The organism is Mesorhizobium sp. B2-1-1 (assembly GCF_006442975.2).
GTDB lineage: Bacteria > Pseudomonadota > Alphaproteobacteria > Rhizobiales > Rhizobiaceae > Mesorhizobium.
Genome location: NZ_CP083954.1, coordinates 2,299,520 through 2,314,142, shown reverse-complemented (window position 1 = coordinate 2,314,142; position 14,623 = coordinate 2,299,520). Strand labels below are relative to the sequence as shown.

The following is a 14,623-nucleotide window of genomic DNA, read 5'->3' as shown; positions in this document are numbered from 1 at the left end:
CGGAGATGAATTTGTCCGACATACGCGAATTCATCCGTGCTGGTCGCGCCGAGCATAAATCGACTCTCATCGTCACCGGCGGCACACTAGTCAACGTCGCTTCGGGTGAGATCTATCCGGCCGACGTCGCCGTCTACAAGGATCGCATCGTCGCTGTCGGAGACGTCTCGGAGTACCGCGGCCCCGAGACCGAGATGATCGATGCTACTGGTTATTTCCTCTGCCCTGGCCTGATAGACGGCCACCTCCACGTTGAATGTTCCAAGATGTCGGTAACTAGCTTCGCCAAGGCGGTGGTGCCGCTCGGCACCACTTCGATTGTGTCGGGCCTCGACCAGATCCTCGTGGTGTCCGGCCTGGAAGGCGCCCGCGAATTCCTCGACGAGGCCAAGGCAACCCCTCTCAAGATCTTCTGGGGCGCACCATGCAAGACGCCCTACACACTGCCTCGCTCCAACGTCGGCTATTATTTCGGACCGGACGATCACCGCGCCACCCATTCCTGGCCGGAATGCATCGGCATATGGGAGACGGTGCGCGAGTTCGTCGACACGATGGATGAGCACGTTCTGCAGGCGGTCGAGATCGCCGAAAAGAGCCGTCTGCCGATTCTCGGCTGCTCGCCGATGTGTCGCGGCAATCGATTGAACAGCTACCTGCAGGCCGGAGTGCGCTCCGACCACGAGAGCTACACGGCGGACGAGATGCTGGAGAAGCTGCGCAAAGGCATGCATGTCGTCATTCGCGAATCTTCGATCTCCCATTTTCTCGAAGAGAACCTGCGGATGGTCACCGAGATGGGAATAGCCGCGACGAGCCGGGTCAGCTTCTGCACCGATGACGTGGTCGCCTCGGATATCCTGGCCCGCGGCCACCTCGACAACATGATCCGCATGGCGGTCGCGATGGGAGTTCCGCCGCTCACCGCCATCCAGATGGCGACCATCAACGGCGCCGAGGCGCTGCGCATCGGCCAGAAGGTCGGCTCGATCTCGCCCGGGCTCGCCGCCGATATCCTGCTGGTCAAGGATATCGCGGATTTCCATGTCTCAGGTGTCATCGCGAAGGGCAAGCTGGCCGCCCGCGACGGCAAGCTCGTGGACGATCTTGCGCCGCCTGCCCGCAGCGCCGTTGTCACCAACACATTCAAGGTAGCGCCGGTTTCACAGAAAGACCTATTGGTGCGCGCGCCCGGAGCGGGCGACAAGGCGGCCGTGCTGGCGATCGCCGTTACGCCCGAGAGAATATTCGTACGCACGCGACGTGATGTCGTGCTCCCGGTCCGCGACGGCTATATAGACGCGGATCCATCACAGGACGTGCAGTATCTCACCGTCGTCGAACGCTACGGCCGCACTTCCCATCGGCCGGTCGCGTTCGCTTCAGGCTTCGGACTGCGCTCCGGCGCACTCGCCACTTCGACGGCGCCTGATGATAACAACATCGTTTGTGTGGGCACCAATCCCCACGACATGTCGTTGGCAATCAACCACATTATCGAGAACAATGGCGGCCAGGCGGTGGCGGACGGCGGTCGGATCGTGTCATTCCTGCCCCTGCCGATCGGCGGAATCGTATCGGACATTGATCCTCCAGAGATGGCGAAGAAAGAGCAGGAGCTCGACGCCGCCGCGCGCGCGCTCGGCTGTAGGCTGCCATGGCCTTTCATGTACATGTTCGTGCTGCAGATCACCGCGATACCCGATTTCGCGATAACCGATCTCGGCCTGATCGATTGCATAAACCTGACGGTGGTCGATCCGTTAAGCCGGCCTCATGACTGGGAACGCTAGAAAAGGGAGGGAACCATGCTGAAAAACCTTGTTGTCGCTGTTTCGCTCGTGGCCGCGACGTGGCTGTGGGGCGGCCGCGTACAAGCCGAAGAGCCGACCAAGCTCAGGATCGCCGGCATTCTTTCGGCGGGCAAGGAAGCACCGTGGGAATCATCCTTCGTGAGTTCCATGGACCGGATCATCGCCGCCAAGCCCCACGGCCTCGACATCGAGGTCAATTATACCGAGAACGTTTACGACAATGCCGAGCAGGTGTTCCGCACCTATGCTGAGACCGGCGACTACGACATCTTGTTCGGCGACACCGCCTATGCAGATGCGATCGAGAAGCTGAAGGACGAATTCCCCGATACGATGTTCGTCATGAGCGGTTCGGGCAATCGCGGACTCGGCGGCAATGCCTATTGGATATTCGTCCACGCGCACGAGCCTGCCTACGTGATGGGGCAACTGGCCGGCAAACTCACGAAGTCGAATGTCATCGGCGCCATCTCCACCTTCCCGGCCGAAGATACCAACGATCAGATCAATGCCTTCTTCACCGGCGCCAAGGAAGCGAACCCAAAGGTGAAACAGAAGATCACCTTCATCCAGTCCTGGTTCGATCCGGCTAAATCGAACGAGGCGACCTCGGCGCAGATCGCCGCCGGCGCGGACATGATCTACCAGATGTCGGGCGCCTTCGAGGTTTGCGAGGAGCGCGGCATAGGCTGCTTCGGCAATTATGTGGACATGTCGAAAGTGGCGCCGAAGTCGATCGTCGCCTCCACCATCGTCAAATGGGATCCGCACATTAATTGGATCATCGATGAATGGTGGAAGGCAAAGACCATGAACGCCAAATTCGACGCGCCGAAGGAACCAAGGTGGTTCAGCTGGCAGCAGGGTTCGGGCGACCTCATCCTCAATCCTGCCTGGGAAGCCAAAATGCCCGATGACGTAAAGGCGCTTGCGGCTGAAACGGCCAAGGCCATCCAAGGCGGCAAGAAGAAAATCGAGCTCAATGTGAACGAGCCGAAATCGGACTGACGCCGGAGGTGGTGCCGGGCCGATCCGAGATGAGCAAGATACCGCGCCTGTCGGTTCGGCACCTGACGAAGCGTTTCGCTGCGCTTGCTGCCAATGACGACGTCTCGCTCGACGTCATGCCCGGAGAATTGCATTGCTTGTTGGGGGAGAATGGCGCAGGCAAGTCGACACTGTCGTCCTGCCTCTACGGGCTCTACCAGCCAGACGCCGGCGAAATTCGGGTGGACGGCAAGACCGTCCAGCTAGGCTCGCCGGGCGAAGCCATCCGCGCCGGCATCGGTATGGTGCACCAGCATTTCGTCTTGGTGCCCAACTTCACTGTGCTGGAGAATGTGGCGGTAGGAACGGGCTCCGGCTGGCGGCTGGGCCGGGCTGAGGCTCTCTCCAGGATCGAGACGATCTGCTCCACCTACGGCATCTCGCTCAACCCACACCGGCACGTCGGCGACCTTTCCGTCGGCGAACAGCAATGGGTCGAGATCGTCAAGGCGCTCTACACTGGCGCCAGACTGCTTATCCTCGACGAACCGACGGCGGTGCTGACGCCCGAGGAATCGCGCCGCCTGTTTGCGATCGTGCGGCGGCTCACCAGTGAAGATCTGTCGGTCGTGCTGATCAGCCATAAGATGTCGGAAGTGATGCAATCCGACCGGGTCAGCGTGCTGCGCAAGGGCAGACTGGTCGGAACGGTCATAACCTCGAACGTCAGCCGCGACCAACTCACCACCATGATGGTCGGCCGCTCCGTTGCGGCGCCGGCGCGCGCCGCAGATGCGAAAGCGACCGGCGAGACGGTGCTTTCGGTGCGTGGGCTCACGCACCTGCGCGATGGAAGGCCCGTGCTGGACAACGCATCGCTCGACATCGCAGCCGGCGAGATCGTCGGCATCGCCGGCGTTTCCGGGAATGGCCAAGACGAGCTGTTCGAGTGCCTCGCAGGCCTCGCCGCGCCCGACGGCGGCACGGTCTTGCTCGATGGCGAAACTCTGCAGGCGTACTCACCGGCGACGGTTGCTGCGAAAGGCATTGGCTACGTGCCCAGCGACCGCTTCCGCGACGGGCTCGTTGCCGATCTCGATATCGGCGAGAATCTTGTCCTTGGCCAACAATGGCAAACGCGCTGGCGCAATGGGCCATTCATCGACACCGCGGCGCTCGACGCAAATGCGCGCATGGTCATCGCTGCCTATTCGATTGCCGCAACCGGGCCGTCGTCACCCTCTCGCAAATTGTCTGGCGGCAACGCGCAGAAGGTCATCCTCGCCCGCGAGTTCGCCAAAGCGAAGCGGCTTCTGCTGTGCAACCAGCCGACGCGCGGACTCGATGTCGGCGCCATCGAATTCGTTTACCGACAACTCCTGCACAAGCGCGACGAAGGCTGCGCCATCCTGCTTGCGAGCGAGGAACTGGAGGATCTTTTCGCTCTCAGCCGTCGTATATGTGTGATGTTTCGCGGCCGCATCCTTGCGGTGCTCGATACGGAAAAAACCACCTATGACGAAATCGGCAGCCTGATGGCCGGCCATGGGAGCGAGGCTGCGGCGTGACCGATTTCAATCTCGTGGAGTGGCGCCTCGAGCGCCGGCTGGAACCGCGGCCGACCGCGCGCATTGTTGCACTTGCTTTGGCGGCGATCGCGGCGGTTTTGGTTTGCAGTCTGCTTTTCGCCGCCGCGGGCGCCAGCCCGGGTGCCGCCTTCACGGCTCTCCTGAAAGGCAGCTTTGGCTCGTTGCGCGCCGCCGGCGAAACGCTGGTCAAGGCAACGCCCCTGATCTTCACCGGTCTTGCCGCCTGTGTCGCCTTCCGCGCGCGTATCTGGAACATTGGCGCCGAAGGCCAGGTTTTTGCCGGCGCCATGTTCGCTTATTGGGCGCAGCACAATCTCACCGGATTTTCGCCTTTCATCCAAATTCCTGTGGTTATAATCGGTGGCATTGTCGGCGGCGCACTCTATGCCGGCCTTGCGGGCGTGCTGAAGACCCGCTTCTCGGTCGATGAGGTGATCTCGACCGTCATGCTCAACTACATCATCGTCTATGTCCTTTCGCTGCTGCTGCTGCGCGGCCCATGGAGCGAGGCGGGCGCCTTCTTCGAACAGACGCCGAAGGTCGATCCGGGCTCGGTGCTTCCGTTGCTGTTTTCCGGTTCACGCCTGCATTCCGGCTTCCTGCTGGCGATTGTGGCGGCTGGCTTGGTTCACATGCTGTTGACGCGCACACCGCTGGGCTATGAGATCAAGGCTGCCGGGTCCAACATGCGCGCGCTCGATGTACAGGGCACCAATACTCGAAGGCTGGTCATAGTTGTGCTTCTGGTTTCCGGCGCGCTTGCGGGGCTCGCGGGGATCACGGAAGTCTACGGCGTCCATTACCGCCTGAAGGCAGGCGTAATAGCAGGTTACGGCTACAGCGGCATCATCGTGGCCATCCTCGGCCAATTGCATCCGCTTGGCGTCGTCGTTGCCTCGGTGCTGTTCGGAGCGTTGCTCAACGGCGCTACGCTCATGCAGATCAAGACCGGCGTGCCCTCGGCGCTGATATACGCCATCCAGGCGATCCTGCTTTTGTTCTTCCTAGCTGGCTGGGCAGCGTGCAATTTCCGCCTGCGGAGGGTCGGCCGTGCTTGACGCACTCTTTCAAACCTCAATCCTGGTCAGTGTGGCGGCGGCCACCATCCGCATCAGCACCCCGCTCCTGCTCGCCGCACTTGGCGAACTCATCGCCGAGCGCAGCGGCGTCTACAATATGGGTCTTGAGGGCATGATGCTGATGGGAGCCTTCACCGGCTATCTCGCCGCCTATGAAAGCGGGTCGTTATGGCTGGGCGTCCTCGCTGCCGGATTTACCGGCGCGCTGATGGCTCTCGTCTTTGCCGTGCTGGTGATCACGCTGAAAGTAGAGCAGATCGTCACCGGTCTTGCCGTCAACCTGCTCGGCGCCGGCCTTTCCACATACTGGTTGCGTTCCGCTTTCGCTGGCGACGGCAAGACGCCGACCATCCCTTTCTTCGCCGATGTGCCGGTGCCAGGGCTGAGCGATGTTCCCGTGCTGGGCCCCATCCTGTTTGACCAGCGGGTGCTGACCTACATAGCCTTTCTGATGGTGCCGGCGGTATGGCTCTTCCTGTTCCGGACGCGTTATGGACTGATCGTGCGCTGCGCCGGCGACAATCCCAAGGCCCTCGATGTTAAGGGGGTAAAGGTCGCGCCGGTGCAATATGCCGCCGTGCTCTTCGGCGGCCTGATGGCGGGCGTTGCCGGCGCGTTTCTCTCCGTCGGCCAGGCGGCGCGTTTCGTGCCGGACATGACCAACGGGCGCGGCTGGCTGGCCATCATCATCGTCATCGCCGGCCTATGGCGCCCCTACCCGGTTTTCGTGGCGGCTCTGGTGTTCTCCTTCCTCGACGCGCTGCAATTGCAAATCCAGGGCGTCGGTATCGCCATCCCCTACCAATATATGTTGATGATGCCTTATGTTGCGGCGATCGTTGCGTTGATGATCCGTCGCTCGCGGACCAGCGCACCGGCTATGCTGGGCGTGCCGTACAGGCGGGAATAGGGCGGTCGGTTTTCATTCTGCTGCTGTAAGGCTGCCTGTACGTAGCTGCTATGCGGCATGGCCCAACCCGTGACCGCGGCAGCAAGCTTCCAGCAAGATCGACCGCTTTGGCGGAGCCGGTATTGTAGCCCAACCCGCCCAGGCAGGGAGACCTGACCGTCAGTCACGGGACGTCACAGGGCAAGCAATTTGCCGCCCTGGAAATCTGGATCGTTGGAACTCGACTATCCCGCTGGTGGTTAGCCAGAAGGCTGCATAAGCCTCGCTCAGGAACGCCAGCCACCACTGCCGAAGTGACCTGAACTACGGAGCGTCGCCAGCAGGATGTTGGCTGCTCCGCGTTGATCAATCTTCGCTTGCTCACCAAGCGGAGACGCATTCCAGGCAGCCAGTTCTGACACCAAAAGAGCGGTATCCCCGTCTACCGATGCGCATCTAAGTTGTCCGTTCTTCCCCATCACGATTATAGCTGTACCTATCACGCCATATCCAATCGCAGCTATCCGCTGAACCCAGGTATCGCCGTCAACGCGGACATCGAACAGAACCGACCCTTCGGTTTTTTCCGCAGCGTCCGCCACACGATCACAGAACGGTCGATTGAGGCCTTCGATGTTGCCGAGTGACTGCTCAAACAAGGCCAATTCGACATGCTCTGCCACCATAGCTGTGAGAGTGCGCGCTAGCTGGCCCAATCAGCAAGACACCAGGACCATTATCCACAGCAGCCACAGATGGTCCCCTTTTTGCCTACTTAATGCCCCCCGTCGGACCGCGAGCCGGGCAACGGCCTCTATGGCTTGGTCGACCTCGTCCGTCGTGGTGTAGTGTGACAGACCCAGCCGGGCGACGCCGCCTTTTTTCGCGCAGTCCAAGCCTGCCGGAGGCTTCATGGCATAGAGTCGCCGGCCCAGCCGAAGATGTTTTTCCTCAGCCAGCGCGGCCGCGTTTTCCAGCGGCGAGCGATTGGCCAGCGGCGAGGTGCCTGTTGAGCGGCAGATTCAGGGCCCTGATATCTGCGCACGCGGCACATCTTGCCCACCCCGGTTGATCGCCTAAATGTTTGGTCCCGGCATTTGCTGGAGCGGATTGAGTCTGAAGCGTTCCGGCTGTGACGCCCACGCCTTGCAGATGAACTCGTAGCGATCCTTCCGCAGTCAGCCTCCGGTTCAGCGGTCAGCTTCACTCCAATTTCTTCAAGCGATTGCGGGCCTCATCTATTCTCGGCACTACAATTGTCAGCCTACTGAATCCAGCATTCTCTTTATCACGGAAAATTTGAAGGTTCGCGCCTGCGACGCCACGCCATATGGATCAACCCCGGCATGGGACGGTCATCAGGCCCCGGGTCGAACAGGTGAGTATAGAACTTCTCTCCACCGCTCATGCTTGGATGTTGCGAGTGCGTCGAAAATTCCTTGGATTTCCGTTGTGCGCGTCCTTCCAAGTCACCAGCATCTGCAATTAGAGAACGTTTGGCTTCGTTCCAAGATGGTTCTCGGGCGGCAGCGCAAAGTCCGCTCGGCGTGCACACCATATGTGTCTCAGCTCGGCCCTTTTTTACTTTGCGTTGGATTCAAGGTGAAATTAGGGGACGCAAGCGAGAGGTCGGCTTTCGGCATCAAGCGGGCTAAGCAGTCATTCAACTCCTGGCCTCAAGCAGCTCATGCACGCTCCACTTGACGGTGCGTGCCGCCCCAGCCGATGTCGGGTTTATCTATGTCGACGGCGAGACATGCCTTTGACCACGCTTATTGGGGGCGCCGACTGGCGAGCCGCTTCGCCATCATTAGCGATGGAACGGAAAAGAAACCATTCTGCATAAGACTGCTGCTTTTCGACGCACCTTTTCGAAACGTCGGAACGAGCGCTTTTCGCGCAGGCCTCAATGCCCCCATAGGTGAACCGGTTCCATGACGAGTCTGACAATACGCCACCGCATCCTCGTCAGTTTCGCTGCCGTTCTGGTGGTTATGTCCGTGATCGCCGTTATCGCGTACGCCTGGTTTCTTCAGGCGGAGCGGGAGGCAACTGAGGTCGAGAAGGGCATCCTTCCAGACCTCTATCACAGCACCGAGATCATGATGGGGCAGATGAAGGCACATAGCCTGCTTCAGGAATATGCCCTCCAGGACAACCCGTCGGATAAAAGCACGCTTGAAAGCACGATCGCGACCAATCGCGACCAAGTGCGGCGGTTGATGGACGAGTATGAAGCAACGATCGTCTCCGACATCGACAAGCAGAATTACGCAGTCGTCAAAGAACTCGCCAACCAATTTCGGCTGGCGGAAACTGCTGTGCTGGACACGAGCCGAGCTGCCTTGTCGAAAGGTGAAACTCCCAATGAAAGCCCGGTCATCAAGAACACGGTAGAGCCGATCTTTGTGAAATTGCAGTCCGCTCTGCAAGCCATGCTCGAGGATCACAGAGGCGAGGCAAACAGCGCGACGCAGCGAATCAGCTCAATCGTTAGCACGGCGGAAGTCGGTTTGAGCGTGGGCTTGTTGATAGCCCTCGGACTAGCCCTTCTTTTGGGTTACCAGCTGTTCCGCGCTATCACAGCTCCGCTCACACGTTTGGTCGACGCAGTTCAAATGATACGGCAAGGCGACTTCAGCGAACGCCTCGATCTGAGGCGCCGGGACGAATTCAGCGTGCTTGCCGACGGCTTCAACGCAATGGCAGACGATCTCACAACTCTCATTGGTCAGGTACAAAGGTCCAGCATACAGGTCGGCACGTCGATAACTGAGATTGCTGCAACCTCCAAGCAGCAGCAGGCAACAGCGACTGAAATCGCCGCGACCACAACTGAGATCCGCGCGACAGCCAAGGAAATTTCCGCCACTTCAAACGAGCTGGTTCGCACGATGAACGAGGTCTCGACAGTTGCCGAGCAAACGGCGGCCGTCGCCGGCGGAGGGCAAGAGGGGCTGACCCGTATGGAAGGAACCATGCAGCAGGTCATGGACGCGGCGGGTGCGATCAATTCCAAACTCGCGATCCTGAGCGAGAAAGCTGGCAGCATCAATCAGGTGGTGACGACCATCACCAAAGTGGCCGATCAGACGAACCTGTTGTCGCTCAACGCTTCCATCGAGGCTGAGAAGGCCGGCCAATATGGCCGGGGCTTTGCAGTGGTGGCGACAGAGATCCGAAGGCTTGCGGACCAGACGGCCGTCTCCACTTACGATATCGAGCAGATGGTCAAAGACATCCAGTCGGCAGTCGCTGCCGGTGTGATGGGCATGGACAAGTTTTCCGAGCAGGTCCGCCGGGGCATGCACGAAATCCAGCAGGTCGGCGGGCAACTCTTCGACATCATCCAGCAGGTCCAGGGGTTGGTGCCACGTTTCGAAGTCGCCAATGAAGGCATGCAAGCACAAGCGATCGGCGCGGGACAGATAAGCGACACGCTAACCCAGCTAAGCGAGGCAGCTCAGCAAACAGTCGAGTCCCTTCAGCAATCGACGCTCGCGATCGACGAGCTCAATCAAGTCTCAGGTAGCATGCGAAGCAGCATTTCAAGGTTCAAGCTGAGAGCATAGCGGGCCGGCAGTAGGAGGTGATAATGCTATTCCTCGCCTTCAGTATGGGTTCGGATCGCTACTTGATCGATGTCCACCAAATTGAAGAGGTGCTGCCCTATATCGATGTGAAAGTTCTGCCGGGTGCGCCAACCGGTGTGGTCGGCCTGGTCAGTTATAACGGAATACCCATCCCTCTCATCGATGTTACTCTTCTTGCGCTTGGCCGGCCATCGGAGCGCCTATTGAGCACCCGGATCGTTGTTACGCGCTACCCGGCGCGAGATGGCGAGCAACGCCTGCTTGGGTTGGTCGCGGAACGGGTGACGGATACGGTCGAGCGAGACCCTGCCGACTTCGCGCCGTTCGGCCTCGAGCCAGGAACGCCGTCTTATCTTGGTCCGGTGACTTCGGATGGCACGGAGATCATTCAGTGGGTCAAAGCGGAAGCGCTGCTTTCGGAAGAGATTCGTACCGCATTGCTCCGCCAGGCCGTGATGGGTGTTTAATGACCGGCGCAATAGAAAAGCTCCTGATGGAAACCATTGGACTGGACAGTGCCAGCGTTGGCCCGACAGTGGTCCGTCAGGCGGTCAGAGACCGGATGGCAGCGTGCCGGATTGCCAATCCTCAGGCCTATAGGGAACACTTGACCGGTTCCCCGCAGGAGCTTCAGGAGTTGATCAATGCGGTGGTGATCCCGGAGACTTGGTTCTTTCGCGACCGAGAAGCGTTCACGATGTTGGCGCGGCATGCGCGCGTGCACAAGCGTGCTCAGCCAACAAAAGTCTTGAGCCTGCCATGTTCAACCGGTGAAGAGGCCTATTCGGTCGCAATGGCCATGTTCGATGCCGGTTTTGAGGCGCACGAGTTCAACATCGATGCGGTGGACGTCAGTACCCGCAATATCGCGCTGGCTGAACGTGCCGTCTACGGGCGCAATTCCTTTCGCGGCAGCTATCTCGAATTCAGGGACCGCTATTTCGAAGCGGTCGAGGGTGGGTTGCGGCCCAGTGCTGCGGTGCTGAAACAGGTTCGCTTCAGGGTCGGCAACCTATTCGGTACTCGCGCAATTTTTGGGCAAGAGGTCTACGACATCGTACTCTGTCGGAATTTGCTGATCTATTTCAATCGCGAACTGCAGGATCGCGCATTGACCCGCCTGAAAGACCTCTTGGCCACGGACGGACTTCTTCTGGTCGGTCCCGCGGAAGCAGCACTTCCAAGGCTGCATGGCTTTATTTCCGCTGAATGGCCCTTGGCCTTTGCCTTCCTAGAATCGGAGCCCATCAAGGCCGCGGCGCCGACAACTGCTATCCCGGTGCGGACATCAACCCCGAAGCTCAACAAGAGCAAGCCCGTTCTTCGGCCACGACTGACCGTCGGCAAGGAAAACAGTGCGCCGGCCCTGGCCAAGCCCGTTGATCAGGTCTCGGAAAGCCTAGTCGCGGTTGAACGGATCGCCAATGCGGGTCGGGTAAAGGAGGCACAGGAGGTCGCCCTCGCCCATCTCGAGAAATTCGGTCCTTCCGCGCAAATCTTCTACCTGCTGGGCCTCGTTCAGGATGCGGATGGCGCTGCATCCAAGGCCGCGCAAAGCTATCGCAAGGCACTCTATCTCGCGCCAAATCATCGAGAGGCTCTGGTCCACCTGGCTTTGCTGCTTCGCAAGCAAGGCGACCACAGCGGCGCCGAGGCGCTGGCCGACAGGCTGGTCCGGGTCCAGAAAAGGAGCGGCACCTGATGCCGGCTTCGACAAGGATCGCTCTGCCAGTGGAGCAGATTGAAATCGACGATTGCTGGCGGCGGATAGGCGTTCGGGGTGACAAGTCCTGTCCCCAACTGGAGCAGCATCTACACTGCCGGAATTGCCCGACCTACAGGAAGATTGCACGGCGCCTCCTTGATCGTGCGGCGCCCTCGGCATATCGCGGCGAATGGCCCGATAGCGCTGGTCGTGCAGCGGTCGTTTCGGCGGACGATGAAGCGCCACAGACGGCCGTTCTCTTCCGGTTGGGGCACGAATGGCTGGCGCTTCCAGCTGGCATTTTTCATGAAGTGGCTGAATCCCGTCCCGTTCATTCCCTTCCACACCGCAGGAATAGTGCAGTGCTCGGCATCGCCAATGTCCGGGGCGAATTGCTGATTTGCCTGTCGCTCGCTGAATTGCTCGGGATCGACGAACCCAAGGAGGAGGAACAAGGCAGACGAGCCAAGATATTTCGCCGCCTCGTCGTGGTGGGCGAGCGGGACAAGCGGGTTGCTTTCACGGTTGATGAGGTCCACGGCTTACATCGCTACCGGGCACGCGACACTCTCGCCGTGCCAGCTACGATCGGCAAGACGCTGTCGGCGGCTACTGTTGCCGTTTTGCCCTGGCGGGAACGGGCTGTTGGCTGTCTCGACCCGGGACAACTGCTCACGATGATGGATCGGAGCATGGCATGACAGATGAGGACTTCAGCCAGGTTTCGATGTTGAGCCTTTTCCAGGCCGAACTGGAGACGCAATCACAGGCTTTGACCTCCGGCCTTCTGGCGCTCGAACGCGATCCTGTCGCCACCGACGCACTGGAAGAATGCATGCGGGCCGCGCATTCGCTGAAAGGAGCAGCCCGCATCATCGATCTGACGCCCGCCGTCAAAGTTGCAAATGCAATGGAAGATTGCTTGGTCGCCGCGCAACGTGGGCATCTGAGGGTACGCAAGGAGCATATAGATGCGCTTCTGCAAGGCTCTGACCTTCTGAAATTGATCGCATCGGGATCATCGAACGAGAGCGTCAACCCGGAAGTCGAAAGCTTTCTGGCGAAGTTTGAGGAACTGTCCCTCCCCGAGCCCGCACCCCAAGATTCGGCAGCTGATTTCGCAACGCCAGAGCATAGCCGAAAGGAGCCGGCGGCAACCTCGTCAGCGAACCCCCTTGTCGAGCCGAAAGCTCAAGCCCGAGGGAGCATCGGCTCAGATAGAATGGTTCGGGTGACGGCAGAAAGCCTGAACCGATTGCTCGGTTTGGCCGGCGAGTCGCTGATGGAAGCTCGGCGGCTCAGGCCATTCGCTGACGGGCTGCTGCGGCTGAAGCACCTTCAATCAGACATCGCAAGTGCGTTCGACAATCTTGATGCAGTGCTGCTGCCGGTCACAAAAGATGCGGCTGTGGTGGAAGCGCTGGTTGAAACGCAGCGAAAGCTTCGGTTGAGCCAAGCCTTCTTGGCGGAGCGTCTCGATGAGTTGGATTCAGTCGATCGGAAAGCCACCGATCTTGCCAACCGATTGTACGAGGAGACGTTGGCGAGCCGGATGCGACCTTTTGAAGACGGGGTGAGACATTACGCAAGAACGGTCCGCGACCTCGGTCGTACACTTGGCAAGCGAGTGCGACTGGAGATCATAGGCGGCTCGACCGGCATCGACCGCGATATCCTCGAGCAGCTGGATGCCCCCTTGGGGCATCTTCTGCGCAACGCGGTAGACCATGGGCTTGAACCGCCTGATGAGCGCCTCGCAACCGGCAAACCCGAAGAGGGACTCATCAGGCTCGAAGCGAGGCACAATGCCGGACTGCTGCAAATAGCCGTGGTGGACGACGGCAGAGGGATCGAGCTCTCGAAGCTGCGCGAGACTGTCGTCGCCCGGCAGTTTGCAACCAGGGAAAGCGCCGACGCGCTCAGCGAAACGGAATTGCTGGCATTCCTTTTTCTGCCCGGCTTTTCGATGAAAGTTGGCCTGTCCGACGTCTCCGGCCGTGGCGTGGGACTCGACGCAGTGCAGGCGATGACGAAGGAGGTTCGCGGAATCACGAGCGTCTCCTCGGAATTTGGTCGAGGAACCCGGTTTCAACTGCAACTGCCGCTGACGTTGTCAGTCCTGCGCACCTTACTCGTCGAAGTCGATGGGGAGCCCTATGCGTTTCCACTCGCTGCCATCTCCAAGACAATGAAATTGCAGCGGGTGGAGATCAACCTCCTGCAGGGCCGCCCGCATTTTCGCTTGAACGATCGACAGATCGGGTTGGTGACAGCGCGCGAGGTGCTGGATCGAGGAGAGTCTGCGTCCGAACCAGAGGAACTCTCGGTCGTCGTGGTGGAAACGGGTCGGGGGGACGCCTACGGCGTAATCGTCGACCGTTTTCTCGGGGAACGCGAACTGGTGATCAGACCTCTCGATTCCCGGTTTGCCAAGATCAAGGACATCAGCGCAGCGGCCCTGATGGAGGACGGTTCGCCTGTTCTGATCTTCGACGTCAATGATCTGGTTCGATCGGTGGAAAAGCTTGCGTCGTCCAGCGGATTTCGAGCCCTTCGGCGAGCCGCGGGCGGTCCCGGACCGAGCAGACGCAAGCGCGTGCTGGTGATTGACGATTCACTCACGGTTCGCGAACTCCAGCGCAAGATGCTGGGCAATCACGGTTATGACGTCGAAGTGGCAGTCGACGGTATGGACGGGTGGAATGCCGTCCGATCTGGTCCTTTTGATCTCGTCGTCACTGACATAGACATGCCGCGCATGGATGGTATCGAACTGGTGAGCCTGATCAGAAAGGACGTCCATCTCAGGAACACACCCATCATGATCGTTTCATACAAGGATCGGGAAGAAGACCGCTCGCGCGGGCTTGACGCCGGTGCCGACTATTATCTGACCAAGAGTACCTTTCAGGACGAGGCGCTGATCCATGCCGTCGTGGACATGATCGGCGAGGCGACTGAATGAGA

General features: G+C 59.8%; 11 protein-coding genes. 10 read left to right on the top strand and 1 reads right to left on the bottom strand.

From position 1 onward, the window contains the following. Nucleotides 1-11: 11 nt before the first annotated feature. Genes FJ972_RS11365 through FJ972_RS11345 form a run of 5 tightly spaced genes read left to right on the top strand, consistent with a single transcriptional unit; the run spans nt 12 to nt 6,379 of the window. Nucleotides 12-1,793, top strand: a complete 1,782-nt coding sequence (locus FJ972_RS11365; protein ID WP_140518203.1) for an adenine deaminase — start codon at nt 12-14, stop codon at nt 1,791-1,793. Between the two features lie 15 nt (nt 1,794-1,808). Beyond that, nucleotides 1,809-2,822 (top strand): BMP family protein, encoded by a 1,014-nt coding sequence (locus tag FJ972_RS11360; RefSeq protein ID WP_140500718.1) that lies wholly within the window; start codon nt 1,809-1,811, stop codon nt 2,820-2,822. Nucleotides 2,823-2,851: 29 nt separating this feature from the next. After that, nucleotides 2,852-4,369 (top strand): ABC transporter ATP-binding protein, encoded by a 1,518-nt coding sequence (locus FJ972_RS11355; protein ID WP_140518204.1) that lies wholly within the window; start codon nt 2,852-2,854, stop codon nt 4,367-4,369. Then, nucleotides 4,366-5,448: an ABC transporter permease gene (locus tag FJ972_RS11350; protein WP_224680353.1), complete on the top strand. Its 1,083-nt coding sequence runs from the start codon at nt 4,366-4,368 to the stop codon at nt 5,446-5,448. Before FJ972_RS11355 ends, FJ972_RS11350 begins: the two co-directional genes overlap by 4 nt. After that, nucleotides 5,441-6,379: an ABC transporter permease gene (locus FJ972_RS11345; RefSeq protein WP_140525725.1), complete on the top strand. Its 939-nt coding sequence runs from the start codon at nt 5,441-5,443 to the stop codon at nt 6,377-6,379. The genes FJ972_RS11350 and FJ972_RS11345 overlap by 8 nt, the downstream gene beginning before the upstream one ends. 266 nt (nt 6,380-6,645) lie before the next feature. On the opposite strand, the gene FJ972_RS11340 is transcribed toward FJ972_RS11345, so the two are convergent. Then, nucleotides 6,646-7,044 carry a hypothetical protein gene (locus tag FJ972_RS11340; RefSeq protein ID WP_140500741.1) on the bottom strand — a complete coding sequence of 133 codons (399 nt, stop codon included), beginning with the start codon at nt 7,042-7,044 and terminating at the stop codon, nt 6,646-6,648. A 1,248-nt stretch (nt 7,045-8,292) separates the two neighbouring features. Here FJ972_RS11340 and FJ972_RS11335 point away from each other — a divergent pair. Genes FJ972_RS11335 through FJ972_RS11315 form a run of 5 tightly spaced genes read left to right on the top strand, consistent with a single transcriptional unit; the run spans nt 8,293 to nt 14,621 of the window. Further along, nucleotides 8,293-9,930 (top strand): methyl-accepting chemotaxis protein, encoded by a 1,638-nt coding sequence (locus FJ972_RS11335; RefSeq protein WP_140525724.1) that lies wholly within the window; start codon nt 8,293-8,295, stop codon nt 9,928-9,930. 23 nt (nt 9,931-9,953) lie between these two features. After that, nucleotides 9,954-10,418: a chemotaxis protein CheW gene (locus FJ972_RS11330; RefSeq protein ID WP_140525723.1), complete on the top strand. Its 465-nt coding sequence runs from the start codon at nt 9,954-9,956 to the stop codon at nt 10,416-10,418. Next, nucleotides 10,418-11,653, top strand: a complete 1,236-nt coding sequence (locus tag FJ972_RS11325; RefSeq protein WP_140525722.1) for a CheR family methyltransferase — start codon at nt 10,418-10,420, stop codon at nt 11,651-11,653. The genes FJ972_RS11330 and FJ972_RS11325 overlap by 1 nt, the downstream gene beginning before the upstream one ends. Then, nucleotides 11,653-12,357, top strand: a complete 705-nt coding sequence (locus FJ972_RS11320; RefSeq protein WP_140525721.1) for a chemotaxis protein CheW — start codon at nt 11,653-11,655, stop codon at nt 12,355-12,357. Before FJ972_RS11325 ends, FJ972_RS11320 begins: the two co-directional genes overlap by 1 nt. Further along, complete coding sequence (locus FJ972_RS11315) at nt 12,354-14,621, top strand: hybrid sensor histidine kinase/response regulator (protein ID WP_140525720.1); 2,268 nt, start codon at nt 12,354-12,356, stop codon at nt 14,619-14,621. Before FJ972_RS11320 ends, FJ972_RS11315 begins: the two co-directional genes overlap by 4 nt. Nucleotides 14,622-14,623: the final 2 nt, after the last annotated feature.

Bases quoted from the DNA above. Each gene is read 5' to 3' on its own strand.
- FJ972_RS11320 (WP_140525721.1), top strand. From the start codon at position 11,653: ATGCCGGCTTCGACAAGGATCGCTCTGCCAGTGGAGCAGATTGAAATC.
- FJ972_RS11360 (WP_140500718.1), top strand. From the start codon at position 1,809: ATGCTGAAAAACCTTGTTGTCGCTGTTTCGCTCGTGGCCGCGACGTGG.
- FJ972_RS11315 (WP_140525720.1), top strand. From the start codon at position 12,354: ATGACAGATGAGGACTTCAGCCAGGTTTCGATGTTGAGCCTTTTCCAG.
- FJ972_RS11340 (WP_140500741.1), bottom strand. From the start codon at position 7,044: ATGGTGGCAGAGCATGTCGAATTGGCCTTGTTTGAGCAGTCACTCGGC.
- FJ972_RS11335 (WP_140525724.1), top strand. From the start codon at position 8,293: ATGACGAGTCTGACAATACGCCACCGCATCCTCGTCAGTTTCGCTGCC.
- FJ972_RS11355 (WP_140518204.1), top strand. From the start codon at position 2,852: ATGAGCAAGATACCGCGCCTGTCGGTTCGGCACCTGACGAAGCGTTTC.
- FJ972_RS11325 (WP_140525722.1), top strand. From the start codon at position 10,418: ATGACCGGCGCAATAGAAAAGCTCCTGATGGAAACCATTGGACTGGAC.
- FJ972_RS11330 (WP_140525723.1), top strand. From the start codon at position 9,954: ATGCTATTCCTCGCCTTCAGTATGGGTTCGGATCGCTACTTGATCGAT.